Source organism: Chryseobacterium sp. LJ668 (genome assembly GCF_019613955.1).
GTDB lineage: Bacteria > Bacteroidota > Bacteroidia > Flavobacteriales > Weeksellaceae > Chryseobacterium.
Genome location: NZ_CP080443.1, coordinates 1243103 through 1261074, shown reverse-complemented (window position 1 = coordinate 1261074; position 17972 = coordinate 1243103). Strand labels below are relative to the sequence as shown.

At 36.6% G+C, this 17972-nt stretch carries 17 protein-coding genes; 1 reads left to right on the top strand and 16 read right to left on the bottom strand.

Translation table 11 applies throughout. From position 1 onward, the window contains the following. Positions 1 to 31: 31 nt before the first annotated feature. From sufD to K0U91_RS05865, 5 genes are all read right to left on the bottom strand, one after another. On the bottom strand, positions 32 to 1339 hold the full coding sequence (gene sufD / locus K0U91_RS05885; protein ID WP_220179053.1) for a Fe-S cluster assembly protein SufD: 1308 nt from the start codon (positions 1337 to 1339) through the stop codon (positions 32 to 34). Positions 1340 to 1453: 114 nt separating this feature from the next. Continuing rightward, positions 1454 to 2197 (bottom strand): Fe-S cluster assembly ATPase SufC, encoded by a 744-nt coding sequence (sufC, locus tag K0U91_RS05880; protein WP_047443242.1) that lies wholly within the window; start codon positions 2195 to 2197, stop codon positions 1454 to 1456. A 115-nt stretch (positions 2198 to 2312) separates the two neighbouring features. Next, the gene (locus K0U91_RS05875; RefSeq protein WP_220178747.1) at positions 2313 to 2699 is read right to left on the bottom strand and encodes a GxxExxY protein; all 387 of its coding nucleotides are present in this window, start codon (positions 2697 to 2699) and stop codon (positions 2313 to 2315) included. A gap of 137 nt (positions 2700 to 2836) precedes the next feature. Then, complete coding sequence (gene sufB, locus K0U91_RS05870; RefSeq protein ID WP_220178746.1) at positions 2837 to 4285, bottom strand: Fe-S cluster assembly protein SufB; 1449 nt, start codon at positions 4283 to 4285, stop codon at positions 2837 to 2839. 66 nt (positions 4286 to 4351) lie between these two features. Beyond that, complete coding sequence (locus K0U91_RS05865; protein WP_219969972.1) at positions 4352 to 4681, bottom strand: HesB/IscA family protein; 330 nt, start codon at positions 4679 to 4681, stop codon at positions 4352 to 4354. Between the two features lie 143 nt (positions 4682 to 4824). Here K0U91_RS05865 and K0U91_RS05860 point away from each other — a divergent pair, with 143 nt between their 5' ends. Beyond that, the gene (locus K0U91_RS05860; protein ID WP_220178745.1) at positions 4825 to 5661 is read left to right on the top strand and encodes a GLPGLI family protein; all 837 of its coding nucleotides are present in this window, start codon (positions 4825 to 4827) and stop codon (positions 5659 to 5661) included. 39 nt (positions 5662 to 5700) lie between these two features. On the opposite strand, the gene ypfJ is transcribed toward K0U91_RS05860, so the two are convergent. From ypfJ to K0U91_RS05805, 11 genes are all read right to left on the bottom strand, one after another. After that, the gene (ypfJ, locus tag K0U91_RS05855) at positions 5701 to 6552 is read right to left on the bottom strand and encodes a KPN_02809 family neutral zinc metallopeptidase (protein WP_219969974.1); all 852 of its coding nucleotides are present in this window, start codon (positions 6550 to 6552) and stop codon (positions 5701 to 5703) included. 50 nt (positions 6553 to 6602) lie between these two features. Beyond that, positions 6603 to 7127 carry a 6,7-dimethyl-8-ribityllumazine synthase gene (gene ribH, locus K0U91_RS05850; protein ID WP_220178744.1) on the bottom strand — a complete coding sequence of 175 codons (525 nt, stop codon included), beginning with the start codon at positions 7125 to 7127 and terminating at the stop codon, positions 6603 to 6605. Positions 7128 to 7131: 4 nt separating this feature from the next. After that, positions 7132 to 7839, bottom strand: a complete 708-nt coding sequence (locus tag K0U91_RS05845; protein WP_219969976.1) for a YfgM family protein — start codon at positions 7837 to 7839, stop codon at positions 7132 to 7134. A 194-nt stretch (positions 7840 to 8033) separates the two neighbouring features. Continuing rightward, positions 8034 to 8570 carry an adenine phosphoribosyltransferase gene (locus K0U91_RS05840; protein WP_220178743.1) on the bottom strand — a complete coding sequence of 179 codons (537 nt, stop codon included), beginning with the start codon at positions 8568 to 8570 and terminating at the stop codon, positions 8034 to 8036. Positions 8571 to 8573: 3 nt separating this feature from the next. Further along, positions 8574 to 9764: a hypothetical protein gene (locus K0U91_RS05835; RefSeq protein ID WP_220178742.1), complete on the bottom strand. Its 1191-nt coding sequence runs from the start codon at positions 9762 to 9764 to the stop codon at positions 8574 to 8576. A gap of 51 nt (positions 9765 to 9815) precedes the next feature. Next, the gene (locus K0U91_RS05830; protein ID WP_220178741.1) at positions 9816 to 10832 is read right to left on the bottom strand and encodes a hypothetical protein; all 1017 of its coding nucleotides are present in this window, start codon (positions 10830 to 10832) and stop codon (positions 9816 to 9818) included. Positions 10833 to 10952: 120 nt separating this feature from the next. After that, on the bottom strand, positions 10953 to 12284 hold the full coding sequence (locus tag K0U91_RS05825; protein ID WP_220178740.1) for a quinol:cytochrome C oxidoreductase: 1332 nt from the start codon (positions 12282 to 12284) through the stop codon (positions 10953 to 10955). Positions 12285 to 12292: 8 nt separating this feature from the next. Continuing rightward, positions 12293 to 12982, bottom strand: coding sequence for a c-type cytochrome (locus tag K0U91_RS05820; RefSeq protein WP_219969980.1), 690 nt, complete (start codon positions 12980 to 12982; stop codon positions 12293 to 12295). After that, the gene (locus tag K0U91_RS05815) at positions 12975 to 13496 is read right to left on the bottom strand and encodes a DUF3341 domain-containing protein (protein WP_220178739.1); all 522 of its coding nucleotides are present in this window, start codon (positions 13494 to 13496) and stop codon (positions 12975 to 12977) included. Before K0U91_RS05815 ends, K0U91_RS05820 begins: the two co-directional genes overlap by 8 nt. After that, entirely contained in the window at positions 13483 to 14880 is a 1398-nt protein-coding gene (nrfD, locus tag K0U91_RS05810; protein WP_219969981.1) for an NrfD/PsrC family molybdoenzyme membrane anchor subunit, read from the bottom strand. The genes K0U91_RS05815 and nrfD overlap by 14 nt, the downstream gene beginning before the upstream one ends. Before the next feature lie 25 nt (positions 14881 to 14905). Beyond that, positions 14906 to 17950, bottom strand: a complete 3045-nt coding sequence (locus K0U91_RS05805) for a TAT-variant-translocated molybdopterin oxidoreductase (protein WP_220178738.1) — start codon at positions 17948 to 17950, stop codon at positions 14906 to 14908. Positions 17951 to 17972 lie beyond the last annotated feature (22 nt).

The window sequence follows — 17972 nt, the reverse complement described above, 5'->3', positions numbered from 1 at the left end:
AGTGCTTTCTTTCTTATGTTTAAATGGAATTTTAGAATTCCATAGTAACTTCAAGTTTTTCTGCTAAAAGTTGCTCGATTTTTACTTTTAATGGCTCAATGTCGATATTCTGCATTGCGTCATTGGCAAAAGCGTAAAGCAATAATGCTTGTGCTTCTTTTTTAGAAATACCTCTCGCTCTCAAATAAAATAAAGCATCTTTATTCAACTGACCAACTGTACAACCGTGAGAACACTTCACATCGTCTGCGAAAATCTCCAATTGAGGCTTGGTGTCAATTGTTGCTCCTTCGCTTAATAAAACGTTGTTGTTTTGCTGATAAGCGTTGGTTTTCTGAGCGATCTTATTTACAAATACTTTTCCGTTAAAAACTCCGTGAGATTTATCTTTATAAATACCTTTGTAATTCTGATAACTCTGACAGTTTGGCGTGTTATGGTGAACCGCCGTGTGGTGATCGACCAACTGATCTTTCCCGATAATCGTGATTCCATTCATGAAAGAGTTGATATTTTCTCCGTTATGAATAAAATCCAGATTGTTTCTGATGATTTTTCCTCCGAATGTAAATGTATTTACCGTCGTTAAACTGTCTCTTTCCTGTTTAGCAAATGTGTGATCTACCAAATAAGAAGTATCACTGTCATTCTGAATTTTGTGCCAGTCTGCTTTTGCATTCTGATACGTGAAAATTTCAGTTACCGAATTGGTAAACACAAAAATTTCGTCAAAATTATGATGACTTTCGATGATTTCAACTTTCGCTCCTTCTTCTACAATCAATAAGTTTCTGGTGTTGTAGAAAGTGTTTTCTTCCTGATTTTGAGAAAGATAAAAAACGTGGATCGGTTTTTCGATAATCACATTTTTCGGAACTTTCAGGAAAAATCCGTATTTGCAGTAAGCCTGATTTAAATTGGTAAAAGCTAAATCTTTTGCCGCAATCGTATTAAAATATTGATCGAAAATATCTTTATGATTCTCATCATTCAAAGCATAATTGAAAGATAAAAATTCTGCATTTTCGATAGAAATGCTTGAAAGCTCTTTACGAAGCTGACCGTTTACAAAAACAATCCAGTCAAAATTTTCTTCTCCCAAGTGCAGCTCATCAAGCTGTTCTTTGGTGATGTTGTGACTTTCTTTCGGGAAAAAATTATAATCTTTCTCCGTGATTTCTTTGATGTTGGTATACTTGTATTCTTCGTCTTTCTTTGTCGGAAAACCTTTAATTGCAAACTTCTGCAGCGCCGTTTTTCTGTCGTCATCTAAAAATCTGTGACGCAGACTCTCCAAAAATTCACTGTGATTTTCTATTGTTTGATCGTATAAAGCCATTACTGATATTTCGGCCATCACACCTTTATTATAAATTTAATTTGTATCAATATCGCAGTTTTTCACTGCCTTTTCGACTAAGGATTGATAAAAAACTTAACCAAAAATATTTTCTTAGTTAAGCAACCAGTCGTAACCTTTGCTTTCCAATTCTAAAGCTAAAGATTTATCACCTGTTTTTATGATTTTTCCGTTCGCTAAAACGTGTACATAATCAGGCTCAATATAATTCAGCAATCTTTGATAATGCGTGATCAAAAGAACTGCATTTCCTTCGTTTTTAAACTGGTTTACACCATCTGCAACGATTCTCAAAGCATCGATATCCAATCCGGAATCCGTTTCGTCAAGAATAGCTAACTTAGGATTCAGCATCATCATCTGGAAAATCTCGTTTCTTTTCTTTTCACCACCCGAAAATCCTTCGTTCAATGATCTTGAAAGGAAATCTTTTTTAATTCCTAATTTCTCAGATTTTTCACGAATCATCGCCAGCATTTCTTTTGCAGGCATATCTTCAAATCCGTTTGCTTTTCTGTTTTCGTTTAGAGCAGCTTTAATGAAGTTCGTCACAGAAACTCCCGGAATCTCTACCGGATATTGAAAAGAAAGGAAAATTCCTTTGTGAGCTCTTTCCTCCGGAGCATCTTCAATAATGTTTTCACCTTGAAAAAGGATTTCCCCTTCCGTTACTTCGTAATCTTCTTTTCCTGCAATTACAGAAGAAAGGGTAGATTTTCCGGCTCCGTTTGGTCCCATGATCGCGTGAACTTCGCCCGGCTTGATTTCAAGATTGATACCTTTTAATATTTGTGCGCCATCTTCGATTCTGGCATGTAAGTTTTTAATGTTTAACATATATTTTTAATTTATCGCAAGGTTAGACAAAGATTTTTATTTGTCTCCTGTGTTATCTTTAAGATAAACAAAGGCGCTAACGCTTAGCGAGGAAATACTATTTTTATTTTAATATTTAAATTTGATCAAGATTGTTTGCTATTCTTCTTACTCCGTTTTTAAAAAGCTGAGAGTTAAAATTTAGAAGCATTCCTAACTTAAAGTTTCCGATTCTTAAATAATTTTTGAGCTGTAAAGCATGAAAATTATTTAAGCTTTCTACTGATTTGATTTCTAAAACGACTTTATTTTCAATCAACAAATCCATTTTAAAAGCTCTTTCCAAAATAAGTTCTTCATATTGGATATTCAGGAATTTTTGTTTTTCAACTATTAATCCTTCTTTCTTTAATTCATAAAATAAACAATCTTCATAAATGGTTTCAAATAAACCAACACCTAATTTTCTATGAATCTTTAATCCGCTTTCAAATACAACCTTTGAAATGTCATTTTCTGTCATTTGTTTGTTTTTCGCAAAGATACAAGTTGAAAATTAATTTCATTTGTATTTCTTTCCTAAGCGTTAGCGGCTTAGTTTATCTTAAAATAAGCTGGTTGCTTTTTTAAATCTTTGTTTTACTTTGCGATAAAATCAAACTATCCCACAGAACCTTCCAAAGAAATCTCCAGTAACTTCTGGGCTTCAATGGCAAATTCCATTGGTAATTTATTTAAAACTTCTTTACTGAAACCATTGACGATCAAAGCAATTGCTCTTTCCGTATCGATACCTCTCTGGTTACAGTAGAAGATCTGATCTTCACCGATTTTTGAAGTGGTAGCTTCATGTTCTAACTGAGCAGTCGGATCTTTAATTTCAATATAAGGGAAAGTATGCGCTCCACATTCGTTACCCATCAATAGTGAGTCACACTGTGAGAAGTTTCTGGCTCCTTTTGCAGAAGGCATTACTTTTACCAAACCTCTGTATGAGTTTTGAGATTTTCCTGCAGAAATTCCTTTAGAAATAATCGTTGATTTTGTATTCTTTCCGATGTGAATCATCTTTGTACCCGTATCGGCATATTGATGATTGTTGGTCACTGCGATAGAGTAGAACTCACCTATAGAACCGTCACCTTTTAAGATACAAGAAGGATATTTCCAAGTTACAGCAGAACCAGTTTCAACCTGAGTCCAAGAGATTTTTGCTTTAGTTTCGCATAATCCTCTTTTGGTTACAAAGTTGAAAACACCACCCTTACCTTCTTCATTCCCTGGATACCAGTTCTGAACCGTTGAATATTTAATTTCAGCATTATCTAAAGCAATTAATTCAACAACTGCGGCGTGAAGCTGGTTTTCGTCTCTTGACGGAGCGGTACAGCCTTCCAAGTAAGAAACATAACTTCCCTCATCAGCAATAACAAGCGTTCTTTCAAACTGACCTGTACCAGACTGATTGATACGGAAATAGGTTGATAATTCCATTGGGCATCTTACCCCTTTTGGAATATAGCAGAAACTTCCGTCAGAAAATACTGCGGAATTCAATGCGGCATAAAAGTTATCACCTCTCGGAACTACTTTTCCAAGATATTTTTTTACTAAATCCGGATGATTTTTAATCGCTTCGGAAATTGAACAGAAAATAATTCCTTTTTCTGCTAAAGTATCCTGAAAAGTCGTTTTTACAGAGATCGAATCTATTACGATATCTACAGCAACATTTGAAAGTCTTTTCTGCTCTTCAATGTTGATTCCTAACTTGGCGAAAGTTGCCAATAGTTCAGGATCCACTTCATCTAAGCTTGCCAATTCTGGTTTAGCTTTCGGTGCAGCGTAATATTTTATCGCCTGAAAATCCGGTTTTGTGTATTTGATGTTCGCCCATTCAGGCTCAGTCATTTTTAACCAGATCTTGAAAGATTCCAAACGCCATTCTGTCATCCATTCCGGTTCTTCTTTTTTAGCAGAAATAGCACGGACGATGTCTTCATTTAAACCAGTTGGGAAATCTTCGTAATCGAGTATCGTTTCCCAGCCGAATTCGTATTTTTGATTTTCTAAATCGACTCTTAAGTCGTCTTCAGTATATTTACTCATTTTAATAGATTTTAGAAATTAGATTTAAGATTTAGAGTATTCTAAATCAGTACTTCCAATGTCTAATTATAAGCTAAAACTCTCACCGCAACCACACGTTCTGGCTGCATTAGGATTGTTAAAAACAAATCCTTTTCCATTCAATCCACCTGAGTATTCGAGGATGGTACCTGCTAAATAAAGAATCGATTTTTTTTCTACAACAATTTTGATATTATTATCTTCAAAAACCTGATCGGTATCTGTTTTTTTGTTGTCGAAACCTAAAACATATTCCAAACCAGAACAACCTCCGCTCTTTACCCCAACTCTTATATAATCTTCTGCCGGATTAAAACCATCTTCTGTCATCAGTTGAATGGCTTTTTCCTTAGCATGATCTGAAACTTTTATCATTGTATTTATTTAGAATGATTTAATAGTGCAAAAATACGAACAATAATCAGTATATAAAAATCGACGATTTTATTTTATCAATTTTTATCATCGATGGTTTAACTTTGAAGAGTATTTAAAATCAAAACTATAAATCAAGAAAAATGAAAAGATTAGGCATTTTAACAATGGTATTATTCATTCAGACAACTTTTGCACAGACCAACAGATTTGTTTATCAGGTAACCATGAAGCCTGATGCTTCTAATAAAGCGGATATCAAGACAGAGAATGCTTATTTAGATATTTCAGCAGAAAAATCGATGTTCTATTCTGAAAACAGAATAAAAAGAGATTCTGTAATGCAAGCTAATCGTCAAAGTGGTGGCGCAAGGGGTTTTAACAGAGATCAAATGGAAAGCCTAAGATCAAGCATTAATTATTCCATCGAAAAAGATAAGAAAAATCAAAAAACAATTTACAAAGACAGACTGGGTAGAGACGCTTACTCTTACGAGGAAGACCGAGCTTTGGAATGGAAAATATTACCGGAAACTACAAAAATAGGCGAATATAAAGTGCAAAAAGCAGAAACTGATTTTGGTGGCAGAAAATGGACAGCTTGGTTCACAACAGATTTACCTTATCAGGATGGGCCATACAAATTCAGCGGACTTCCTGGATTAGTCGTAAAAGCCGAAGATGCTGATGGTGATTATTCTTTCGATTTAATGAAAAATTATAAAATCGCAGATTTTCCTGAGATGAATCAATTTGGTAATGTAGTTAAAGTGAAGAGAGCTGATTACGTAAAGCAGCAAGAGAAATTCAAAACAGATCCTATGTCATTTATGAATAATCAGCGTAGCGGCGGAATTTCTTCTCCAATGAGAACTGGAGGAGGGGGCGGAAATCAAAATCCGGCAGATATGAGAAAACGAATGGAAGAAAGAGCAAAAGAAGAAATAAAGAAAAACAGCAACCCGATAGAGCTGAAATAAAATAAAAAAGACCTGAAGAAAATCTTCAGGTCTTTTTTATTATCTTAAAAGTTGGTTGAAAGTATCTCCTTGTCTTATGTCTCCAGAGTTATAGCCCTTCATAAACCACTCTTTTCGCTGTGCGGATGAACCGTGTGTAAAGCTTTCCTGATTCACTTGCCCTTGTGTTCTTTGTTGAATATTGTCGTCACCTACCGCTTCGGCCGCTTCAACAGCAGATTCTAGATCACCAGGTTCCAGAAATTTTTCTCTTTCGTTAGAATATCTGGACCAGAGTCCGGCATAAAAATCTGCCTGAAGCTCGGTTGCTACAGATATTTTATTCATTTCTTCTTCAGAATATTTTCCGCTTCTTCTCAGCTGGTCTGTTTTGCCTAAAGTTCCTAAAAGATTCTGTACGTGATGTCCCATTTCGTGAGCCATTACATAAGCGATCGTAAATTCTGTTACTTTAGCTCCGAATTGTGACTGAAGCTCATTAAAGAAACTCATGTCCATATAAACGGTTTGATCTGCAGGGCAATAAAAAGGTCCCATTGCAGACTGTGCAGTTCCGCAGCCCGATTGTGTCTGAGATTCAAATAAAACTACAGTTGCAGGCTTATACTGCATGTTGTTTTCTGCGAAAATTTTGGTCCAGGTTTCTTCGTTTTCGGCAGTGATCATTTTAATAAATTCACCTACCTGAAGCTCATCCGGATTCAAGTTTCTCTGTTCGGTTTGAGTTGTAGAACCTCCTCCCGAAGAAAGTATTGCTGAAGGATCCCCGCCTAAGAAAAATACAATAGCAGCAATGATCAGTGTTCCTAATCCACCGCCAACGATTGCACCCCCGCCGCCGGATCCTCTTCTGTCATCTACGTTACCGCTTCTGTCGTCTGTCCATTTCATAATAAGTAATTTTACAAGTAAAGTTAAAAATATTCTCTATATGAAACCAATCAGACTTGAGAATTTCCAAAACCTATATTTCCTTTTTTATTAGAAAGATTTCTTTTGAAATTGATCATACTTAAAGCCGTTGCAGCTGCTTCCACACCTTTATTTCCAAGATCACCGCCACTTCTTGCGATGGATTGCTCTTTGGTGTCATCTGTTAAGACACAAAAAATAGTTGGGGTATCGGTTAAAATATTACAGTCTTTAATTCCTTGTGCGACAGCGTCACAAACAAAATCAAAATGCGGGGTTTCTCCTCTGATCACACATCCGATGGCGATTACTGCATCAAACTTTCGTTCTTTGCAAAGCTGCATGCTCGCATAATTCAATTCAAAAGCTCCGGGAACGGAAAATAATTTGATATTCTCAGACTTAATGCCTTCTTTCTCAAGAATTTCTAAGGCTGCATCACGAAGATTATATGTTACAAAGTCATTCCACTCAGAAAAAACAATGCCGATAGAAAAATCCTCGGCATTGTTTATATGAAGTGGCTTGTAATCTGAAAGATTAACTGTTGCCATGTGTTTAGTAATATTTAGTCATTTCAATATAAGAATCAGACATTCCGTTGTCGTAGTCCTGGTATTTTTCGTCAATTGCTGCGAAATATTTTTTAGCTTCTGCATTTTTTTTCATTCCTAAAGCTACAATACCTGCTTTTCTTGTAAAGAAATAAGTTGTATAAGGATCATCTGAAGCTGAAGCTGCTTTGTCTAATAATGATAACGCTTCGTCATTCTTATTAAGACCAGATTTCGCATCTGCCATTGCACCATACTTCATGGCCATTAATGTTTTGTTGTCGGATGAAAATTTATCTAAAAGATCATAAGCTTCCTGAAATTTTCCTTCTTTAAATTTCAATAAGCCTGCATTATAAGCAGAAAGTTTACCCACTTTGGTTGAGGGATACTCATTGTATGTTCCCAAATAACCGGGATTGGCAGCCGATTTCCCACCTAAAGCTTCTTTGTTTTTACCTTCAGTAAGGTTTTTTTGTGCAGCTAAATACGTTTTTACTGCTTCAGCATTTTTTGGAGCTACCACAAGCTGCTGGTACCCGAAAAAGCCTAAAACTCCCAAAACTAAAACTCCAAAAGCGATGCTTAGTGGTTTCTGATATTTTTCAAGGAATCTTTCTGTGTTTAAAGCCTCTCGATCAAGGTCTTTAAAAAATTCCACTGTTTCTTTACCTTCTTGCTCATTTGGAGCATTTTTACCCAATTTTGCCATAAATTCTTAAAAATTGAACTGCAAATTTAATTGTTTCTGAATGATTTACAAAATAGTTTGCAGGTATTATTAGATGAATTGTAAATTCTTTATTCTTAAATGTATTTTAAAGTAATTGAGATGCTTCGACAAGCTCAGAATGACACTTCTAATATTTCTGTTTATATATTATACTTAGTTATGTAACGAAGTAATCAGTATCCCAAAGTATGATAAATTTCCGCATTAAATTTCCTGAGTTTTTCTTCACCTTTCAGATCTTTTAAACCAATGAGAAAACTGAACTGTACTACTTTTGCACCTTGTTTCTCAACCAATTTGGCTGCAGCTTCTGTAGTTCCGCCGGTTGCTAAAAGATCATCATGAATTAAAATTTTTTGACCTTCTTTGATCTGACCTTTGCGGGTCTCAATTTCTGCGCTTCCGTATTCAAGATCATATTTTTCTGAAATGACAGGTGGCGGAAGTTTTCCAGTTTTTCTAATTAAAATAAAAGGAACTTCTAAAGCAACCGCAATGGCAATTCCAAAAAGATAACCTCGGCTTTCAATGCCGCAGATTGCATCTACTTTTCCTTTGCTGAATTTCACCAAGTCATCAATAACTTCCTGATACAATTTAGGATCTGCAAATATGGGCGAAATATCTTTGAACTGAATTCCCGGAATCGGAAAATCAGCGATGTTTTCAATCGTATTTTCCAATTTTTGTATCAGTTCCGGTGAAGCCATTGGTTATGGGTTGATCTTATAACTTGAGATTTTCCATTCTCCGTTGACGTTTTTTAGTCCGAAAGTAGCTCTCAAAGAAGTCGTTTTTCCGTTTTTATCGGTAACATCATAAGTAGCACTTACACTTGAAACATTTGGATTTGATGCGTTTGTGGTAATGTTTTTCACACTCACATTTTTGACCGAACCAAAACCTGAAGTAGGATTTGAGAAAGATTCATAGCTTCCCCAACTTGGGTTGCTGGAGGCGTCAAAAGCTGCTTTTAAATTCTGAGAACTCACATTGTTTAAAAATTTGCTTACTGTACTTTTCGGATCAGCTACCGGTTGTTTTGGTGGTGTGGGAGTGGTATTAGGATCTGTAACGGTTCCAGGGGTTATTCCTGTAGGATTATTAGGATCGATCACCGCATTCGGATCTTCTATAATCGTGGTAGAATCTGTTTTTGGAACTTCAGGTACTCGCAATGCGTTAGGATTAACGTCTAATCCTATTTTAGACATTTTGAAAGTTTTTGCTGTTGTTTTTACGGATACTGTGATGTCAATTTTATTATCTACTATTTTAGATGCCAGCAAAGAAGAAAATTTAAGGTTAAATCCTCGGAAATTGTTATCCAGCATCAGATTTTTAGCAGTTGAAAGTTTGATCCCATTACTGAAAACTTCTAAAGTTGTTTCTAATGCGGCTCCTGTAAAAGCGATTGGCTTTCCTGCATTATCAACCAATCTTGGGATTATTTGCAATGATGTCGCACCATTTCCTGTATCACCGGATAATCGTGTTGCGATATTTAAAGAGGTTGCTCTCACATCGTTTGGATCGCTCTCTTTTGCAGATTCATCACCGAAAATATTCATCTCTCCTAATGACGGCGGTGCTGTGCTTGCCCATTCGATGCCGTTTTTCTGCGCCACCTGATCTGCCATAGACAAAATTTCTGGAACTTTTTTTCCATTGATCAGCTGGCCTAAAGCTTTAAGCTCGTTCACATCACCTTCAGCTTCTACACCGAAAGTTTTTAGTATATACAAAGCTTCATTAAATTTGATCTGCTTGATCGTCGTAAGACTAGAAGCCATATCATTGATGCTCGACTGCAGAGTTTGAGTAGTGGTGGCATCAACATGATCTTTCTTACAAGCGGTAAAAAGAAGTAAACTAAAAATGAGTAGAAAACTTAGCTTTTTCATTTGTTTATGGTTTGATGCAAATTTAGTAAAACCTTTATGAATACAGATTTTTTATTTTTTGTTTTCTTTTTCCTTTAAATCTTCTTTGAAGAATGAGCTGAAAATAGTCTGCATATTTGGGAATGATGCATCTTGCCAATAGCTGGTTTTGTAATTACTGATGTCTTTGTCATATTTCACTTTTTCAACATCATTTTTATCGCTAAAGTCTAATTCTGTAGGGTGGAAATTTCTGTAAATAATTACTTGGTTGTAAGTTGGTTCACTTTTATGTTTAAGTTTAATGAAAGCAATTTCATTTGACTCAAGAAAATCCCTTAATGTTTTTTTTGAACCTTTATCATAAGAATGATTAAGGATTGTTTTAATGTCATACAATCTATAACCAAACAATGCTAATTCTTTTTCCTGAAGTGCACTTCCACTGATTTCTATTTCGTCTTTGGTGTTTCCTTTTAGTTCTTTTATCGTCGCTTTTTTATTTCTGAACTCTTCGATATTCCCAACATTTTTCAAACCCGGAAGGTCAAGAAATCCATTGTAATCCCAAGAGCCCATTTCTTTTTTCTCATTTTTAGCACCTTCTAATCTGAAAATCCTGTACTGTTCGATATTTGTGCTTTTCACTTTTTTAGTCTTATTATCGAAAACATAAGTAACGATCCCATCGACATAACAGTTTAGTTTATTGTTTAAAGTAACATAAGCATTAAAGTTGCCTTTTACTAAAACATATTTTGCGGGTTTGTTGTTTTTGATGACCACCGCTTCAATATCTTTCACTCTGTCATTTAATTTGACCACATCTTTATCCAAATCTGCATAAGAAAATGTTCCAAGCGATATATTATCATAGACCAGTTGAAATTTTTCCTGCGAAGAAATTAACATTTTTCTTTCAATTTTTCCATCAATGTCTGAATGGGCAACAATGCTTCCGTCTTTCCCGAATACTGAAACTTTTGGTAAAGGTTGGTTTGTTTTTTCTGAAAGAAAAGTAATGGTTTGCGCATTAACAAAGCTGAGTAATAATACAAATAGCAATGTAAGAAGTTGAGTTTTTTTCATGGTTATCGGTTAGGTTATTATAAGTAAGACAGTGAATTTTCGAAAAGGTTGTCTCAGATTACAAAAAAAGACTGATTAATAAATAATCAGTCTTTTAAAGTTTTATTTTGTTACAAATCCTTAGAAAGGATACTCATAAATTTCAGATTCGTGAAGGAATGGATTTCCTGTTGGAATTAATTTCAATTTAGCTAATGCGGACATTACTGTAAAGATGAATAATCCTACGACAAATAATACAGCACCTACTACCAATAAAAGTACTTCAGGAGTGTTCCAGTAAGGACCAACCGTTCCCGGCATTACCATATTGAAATAATCTAAAAGGTGACCTAAAATAACAACTACTGCCATAATTGTAACCACTTTGTAGTTTCTTTTGATGCTTGAACTTACTAATACCAATAGTGGTAGTAAGAAGTTGATGATCAGCATCGGTAAGAAAGTAACACCGTAGTGCTGGAATCTTCCGAAGAAGTAATTTACCTCTTCCGGTACGTTTGCATACCAGTAAAGCATGAACTGTGCAAACCATGTATAGGTCCAAAGCATACTTGTCGCAAAAAGGAAAACTCCTAAATCGTGCAAGTGATTGTCATTGAACTGTGGCAAGAATCCGTTTTTCTTAAGGTAAACACTTAGTAAAATAATTACAGCGATACCACTAGAAAGACAGCTCACCATAGAATACCAGATGTACATAGTAGAATACCAGTGAGGGTCAATAGACATCAACCAATCCCAAGCCCAGGCTGCTGAAGCAAACCCGAAAAATGCGATATATCCTACTGCCCATCTGTAAAGGAATTGATACTCAACCAAAGATTTTGTGTCATCTACTTTTTTAGACTGCGCTTTTAGTTTCCAAGCAAAGAATGAAGCTCCGATTACATAGATCAAAGTTCTGATAGCATAGAAAGGAATATTTAAAAATCTTTTCTTTTCAAATAAAATCACATCAAAATGTGCAGAGTTTGGATCTGTTAAATCCGGATCCATCCAGTGGAATAGGTGACCTTGATGAAAGATATTTAATAACATTAAGATTACTAAAATCGCTCCACCGTATGGAATATACGAAGCTATAGCTTCCATTACTCTTGTAATGATGATTGGCCATCCTGCATGGGCCGCATGCTGAATACAGTAGAAAAACAACACTGCACAACTTACTCCGAAGAAAAATACCGCTACGAAATGTATTGCTGCCAATGGCTGGTTATGAATCTGCATTGTTGCATGCTCAAGATGTGAAGCATGATCCTGTGGTCCTATCATTTCACTAGAGTGAGTAGGTGCATTGTGACCGGCGGAATGAACTGCTTCCATCATGTGCTCTATTCTTTCTGTACTGATCCCGTGATTAAGGAAAAAACCAATTCCAAATAGAACTAAACCTACAACAAGAAGTATGATAGAAGTTGATTTTAATTTTGGTGAAAAACTATACATTTCTTTTCTTATTTTTTAGTTGCGGTAGAATCTTTTTTTGCTGGTGTAGCTGAAGCTGCTGCTGCCGGTGCGCCTTTTTTGAAAGCGTTGATCACATACATTGCCACTCTCCATCTATCTCCGGCGTTCAATTGTCCTGCATAAGAACCCATTGCATTTCTACCGTTAGTTAATACATAGTGAACAGAACCTACAGTGATTTCTCTGTCTGCATAATTCGGCACGCCAGAATATGCTCCGCTTTGAACGATTGGTCCTTGTCCGTCACCACCAGTTCCGTGGCAAGCTGAACAGGTACGGTCAAATAACATTTTACCTCTTTCGATATCTTTCGCAGCATTAGCCGGATTCAAAGGAGAAGTAGTTAATGATTTTGAAGCATCATAACCAGCGTTGTACTCATCCGGGTTTTTAGGAAGTTTACTTTCTTCAAAAACACCGTCTTTATTTTGAGCAACAGAACCTTCTACGGGAGCAAGCCCTGTTCCACCGTTATTTCTAGCAAATGCAGGAATTTCATTTTCATGATCTGAATACGCAAGCTCAGCTTTCATCAATGGATCGTAAGCTACCGGAAAATACATATCCGGGAAATAGACCAATGGTGTATTTTCTTTCGGTCCGCAAGAATTAAGTAAAACTGACGCTAAACCTAAAACTGCTGTAATTTTTAATACCGTATTTTTCATTTTAAGCATCTTTAACAGTTATTTCTTCAACTCCCGTATCAACAAGCAGCTGCTTAATAGATTCTACATCTTCAGTAATAAATTCCATCATGAATTTATCATCAGTAGTTCTTGGATCCGGGTTCTGAGCCTGAGCACCAGGATACATTTTGTTTCTAACCAAGAAAGTTAAAGACATCATGTGTGCTGCGCAAAATACCATTAATTCAAACATTGGAACTACGAAGGCAGGCATGTTTCTAGACCATTCAAATGCCGGTTTTCCACCGATATTCTGAGGCCAGTCATGATTCATTACGTACCAAGTAACTGTTGCGCCAATACTCACACCATATAAAGCGTAGATAAACGCAGCATCAGAAATTCTTGTCTTTTTTAAACCTAAAGCTTTATCTAGCCCGTGAACCGGGAATGGAGTATAAACTTCGTTTATTGCGATTCCCTTATCGTTGAATGCCTTAACTCCGTTCATTAGATCGTCGTCATCAGCATAAAGTCCGTATACAATTTTAGTGGTGCTCATCTCCTTCTTTTGCTTTATAAGTTTCACCTGAGATTTTCAAAATCGATTTTAATTCGGCCTGTGCAATTACAGGGAATGTTCTTGCGTATAATAAGAATAGTACAGAGAAGAACCCGATTGTTCCTAAGTACACACCTACGTCGATAATGGTTGGTTTAAACATCGTCCAAGATCCCGGCAAGTAATCTCTTGAAAGGTTGATAACGATGATATCAAAACGCTCAAACCACATCCCGATGTTGATGATCAATGCGATTACAAATGTTGCAAGAATATTTGTTCTTACTCTTTTAAACCAGAATGCAGCCGGAATAATTAAATTACATGATATCAATGCCCAAAATGCCCACCAGTAAGGTCCTGTAGCAGCACCTGGAGAAAGATAGGTAAAGTCTTCATATCTAGAACCAGAATACCATCCGATGAAATATTCAGTTGCATATGCTACTGTTACCATACCACCTGTTAAGATGATTACGATGTTCATGATTTCGATATGATACATTGTGATGTAGTCTTCTAAGTGACAAACTTTTCTAGCGATCAACAATAGGGTCTGTACCATTGCAAATCCTGAGAAGATTGCTCCTGCAACGAAGTAAGGAGGATAGATTGTTGAGTGCCATCCTTTAATTACTGACGTAGCAAAGTCAAAAGATACCGTAGTGTGTACCGAAAATACTAGTGGAGTTGCTAAACCTGCCAATACCAAAGATAGCTCTTCGAATCTCTGCCAGTGTTTTGCTTTACCACCCCAACCGAAAGCTAGGAATGTATAAATTTTTCTTGTCCAAGGAGTTTTTGCTCTGTCTCTTATCATTGCAAAGTCAGGAATCAATCCCATAAACCAGAATACTGTCGATACTGAGAAATACGTAGAGATTGCAAATACGTCCCAAAGTAGAGGAGAGTTGAAGTTCCCCCAAAGAGAACCAAACTGGTTAGGAAGAGGGAACACCCAATATCCTACCCAAACTCTACCCATGTGGATAACCGGGAAGATAGCTGCCTGTACAACTGCGAAGATTGTCATCGCTTCTGCAGAACGGTTTACAGACATTCTCCAACGTTGTCTAAATAATAATAATACTGCTGAAATTAAGGTTCCGGCGTGACCAATACCTACCCACCATACGAAGTTGGTAATGTCCCAACCCCAGTTAATAGTTCTATTAAGCCCCCATGCTCCAATACCTGTCCCGATAGTGTAGGCAATACAGCCGAATCCGTAGATGAAAAGAACTAAGGCTGCATATAGTGATACCCACCATAATTTACCTGCTCTTTCTTCTATAGGTCGTGCAATATCTTCTGTGATATCGTGATAAGTTTTGTGACCAATAATCAGAGGTTCCCTTATCGGAGCTTCGTAATGTCCTGACATTTTTTACCTATTTATTATTTAAACTTTAATTTTCTGCTCTGTTTCTTACTTTAGTGTGATAGAACACGTTTGGTTTTGTTCCGATCTCTTCAAGTAAATAATATCTTCTGTTGTCCGAATATAATTTTCTTACATCAGATTCTTTGTCATTCATGTCTCCAAAAGTCAATGACCCTGTAGGACAAGCCGCAGCACAAGCAACTGAACCTTTAAATTCGTTATCTGTTACTTTTCTGTTTTCCTTCTTGGCATTTAAGATGGTTGCCTGCGTCTGTTGGATACACAATGAGCATTTTTCCATTACCCCTCTTGTTCTTACCACAACATCCGGATTCAATACCATTCTTCCTAAATCATTATTTTGATTGAAATCAAAACGGTCATTCAAGTTATAAGTAAACCAATTAAAACGTCTTACTTTGTACGGACAGTTGTTTGCACAATATCTTGTACCGATACATCTGTTGTAAGCCATATGGTTTTGACCTTGCTTACCGTGTGAAGTCGCCGCTACGGGACATACCGTTTCACAAGGAGCGTGGTTACAGTGCTGACACATTACCGGCTGGAAGATCACATCAGGACTTTCATTTGGTTCGATCAATATGTCGTACAACTGAGGAACATTTAAGCCTCTTTCAACACCTTCTTTGGTTTCGATTTTTTCTTTTGCAGAGTAGTAACGGTCGATTCTCAACCAGTACATATCTCTTGACATTCTGATCTCTTCTTTACCTACAACAGGAACGTTGTTTTCTGCCTGACAAGCAATGATACATGCTCCACAACCTGTACAAGAGTTCAAGTCAACTGATAAGTTAAAATGAGGGCCATCTGTGTCATCAAATGCATCCCAAAGGTCAATTTTACCTGCAGGAAGTGCACCACTGATTGTATGATATTCCAATGGCTTATTCCATCCATGGTGTTCGTCATCAAATGCTACATTTAAATATTCCTTTAACGGAACTTCTTTAGCAATGTCATAACGACCCATCAAGGTATTTTGAAGCTGAATACCTGCAAACTCGTGGTTTTCACCTGTTTTTTCTATTTTAACATTAGAAATTGCAAGGTTTGAACCATCAAATAATGGGTAAGCATTTACACCAGTATCTGCAGTGGCACCTGAATCTTTTTTACCGTAACCAAGCGCAAGACCAACTGATCCGTCTGCTTGTCCCGGCTGAATAAATACAGGTACGTTTTCTATAGTTACTCCGTTTACTGTAAGATTTACAATAGAACCGTCTAATTGCATTCTTGCATTCAGATCATTTTCTATTTCTAATCTTTGAGCATCTCTCGGAGAAATTGTCAAGTAATTATCCCAAGACATTCTTGTCAATGGATCCGGTAATTCCTGCAACCAAGGATTGTTTGCCTGAGTTCCGTCACCTATGGAAGTCTTCGTATATAAAACTAATTCTAAATCTGACGCTTTAAAGTTTCCTAATTCAGCAACTGCCTGTGCAGCGTTTCCACCTGCATAAGATAATGATGTTGCATTATTAGAAGCAATGATACCATTGTATAAAGCTTTGTTGAATGAAGTTCCGCCTAAAACAGAAGCAGAATTCGCTTTTAAATAATCGTAATAATTGTTTGCTGCGTTGTTCTTTCCGTTTTTCCAAACCAATAGAGATTCTTCAATCTGTCTTGATTTGTAAATTTTCTGGATGGTAGGCTGCATTAATGAATAAACTCCAGACTGAGGCTCGATATCACCCCAAGATTCTAGCCAGTTAGCTACAGGGATTACAGCTTTCGCTGCCTTATACATTTCGTTCTTCTTGTCTGCAACGGCAATAACGTAAGGAACTTTAGCTAGAGATTTTTTGAAATCCTGTCCTTTATGGTGAGAATAGATCGGGTCAACATTGTTTGTGATTAATACACCAACCTGTCCACCATTTACCCATCCTAGAAATTCCTGGAATCTCGCTTTGTCAAATTCTTTCAGGAAGTTTGCCTTACCTGTGAAAGCTACTGAACCTAATTTTTGATTGATTAAGTGAGCTAAAACCTGAGCACCTTTAGAACCATCGGCGAAAACCACTGCTTTGCTGCCTTTAGCTGCTAATTCTTTAGCAATTTCGTTAGCTATTTTATCTGAAGAGCCACCTCCTACAATTGCATTGTAAACTTCAACTAAAGTTTTGTTTACAGCACTTGGTTTTAATTTATATCTTGAATCGGCATTAGCACCAGTTAATGACATGTTTGATTCCACCTGGATGTGTCTCAACATGGTTGTTCCCGGTTTTCTTGCTGCAGCGTAAGAAGTTTCTAAACTTGCTGCGTTGTATTCTCCCAAGAAATCTGCCTGGAAAGCAACTACCAATTCAGAATCTTTAAGGTCATAAACAGGCAAAGCTCTCTGTCCGAACACCTCCTGTGCAGCATCTAAAGAAGCAGCGTAAGGAATTGCATCATAAGTTACCAATTCAGCAGTAGGATATTTAGCTTTAAATTCAGCAAATAACTTTTTGAATGTAGGCGAAGCAAAAGAGTGAGATAATAAAACGATTCTCTTACCTGAAGCCGCAGCTTCATTTAAGCCTTTGATAACGAAATCATCTACCTTATCGAAAGTTTCGTCTTTACCGTCAAGCTTAGGCTGTTTTACTTTATCGTTGTCATAAAGAGAAAGTACGCTTGCCTGAGCTCTTGCGTTCGTTTTACCTAAATCACCGGCTGCAGGATTCGGTTCAATTTTGATAGGTCTTCCTTCTCTGGTTTTTACCAAAACGCTTGCGAAATCGAAACCGTCAAAATATGTTGAAGCGTAATAATTAGGAACTCCCGGAATAATATCATGCGGCTTTACCACATAAGGAATTGTTTTGATTACCGGAGCCTCACAAGCTGCTAGAGTAACTGCCGCAGTAGAGAAACCCAATAACTTCAAGAAATCTCTTCTTGTTGTACTAGCGTCACTTTTCTCAGCATCTCCTAAGAAATCTTCTACCGGAATTTCTTCTTGGAACTCTTTAAGAGCCAACTTGCCGTTTAGGGCAGGGTCTTTAAGTTCGTGAATACTTCTAAATTGTATTTTGTTTGAAGCCATTTTTATACTTCTAATTTTTTAG

Coding starts and splice junctions, on each gene's coding strand:
- K0U91_RS05875 (WP_220178747.1), bottom strand. CDS start 2,699: ATGACAGAAAATGACATTTCAAAGGTTGTATTTGAAAGCGGATTAAAG.
- sufC (WP_047443242.1), bottom strand. CDS start 2,197: ATGTTAAACATTAAAAACTTACATGCCAGAATCGAAGATGGCGCACAA.
- sufD (WP_220179053.1), bottom strand. CDS start 1,339: ATGGCTTTATACGATCAAACAATAGAAAATCACAGTGAATTTTTGGAG.
- K0U91_RS05820 (WP_219969980.1), bottom strand. CDS start 12,982: ATGCTTAAAATGAAAAATACGGTATTAAAAATTACAGCAGTTTTAGGT.
- ypfJ (WP_219969974.1), bottom strand. CDS start 6,552: ATGAAATGGACAGACGACAGAAGCGGTAACGTAGATGACAGAAGAGGA.
- sufB (WP_220178746.1), bottom strand. CDS start 4,285: ATGAGTAAATATACTGAAGACGACTTAAGAGTCGATTTAGAAAATCAA.
- K0U91_RS05860 (WP_220178745.1), top strand. CDS start 4,825: ATGAAAAGATTAGGCATTTTAACAATGGTATTATTCATTCAGACAACT.
- ribH (WP_220178744.1), bottom strand. CDS start 7,127: ATGGCAACAGTTAATCTTTCAGATTACAAGCCACTTCATATAAACAAT.
- K0U91_RS05845 (WP_219969976.1), bottom strand. CDS start 7,839: ATGGCAAAATTGGGTAAAAATGCTCCAAATGAGCAAGAAGGTAAAGAA.
- K0U91_RS05830 (WP_220178741.1), bottom strand. CDS start 10,832: ATGAAAAAAACTCAACTTCTTACATTGCTATTTGTATTATTACTCAGC.
- K0U91_RS05815 (WP_220178739.1), bottom strand. CDS start 13,496: ATGAGCACCACTAAAATTGTATACGGACTTTATGCTGATGACGACGAT.
- K0U91_RS05865 (WP_219969972.1), bottom strand. CDS start 4,681: ATGATAAAAGTTTCAGATCATGCTAAGGAAAAAGCCATTCAACTGATG.
- K0U91_RS05840 (WP_220178743.1), bottom strand. CDS start 8,570: ATGGCTTCACCGGAACTGATACAAAAATTGGAAAATACGATTGAAAAC.
- K0U91_RS05805 (WP_220178738.1), bottom strand. CDS start 17,950: ATGGCTTCAAACAAAATACAATTTAGAAGTATTCACGAACTTAAAGAC.
- K0U91_RS05835 (WP_220178742.1), bottom strand. CDS start 9,764: ATGAAAAAGCTAAGTTTTCTACTCATTTTTAGTTTACTTCTTTTTACC.
- K0U91_RS05825 (WP_220178740.1), bottom strand. CDS start 12,284: ATGTATAGTTTTTCACCAAAATTAAAATCAACTTCTATCATACTTCTT.
- nrfD (WP_219969981.1), bottom strand. CDS start 14,880: ATGTCAGGACATTACGAAGCTCCGATAAGGGAACCTCTGATTATTGGT.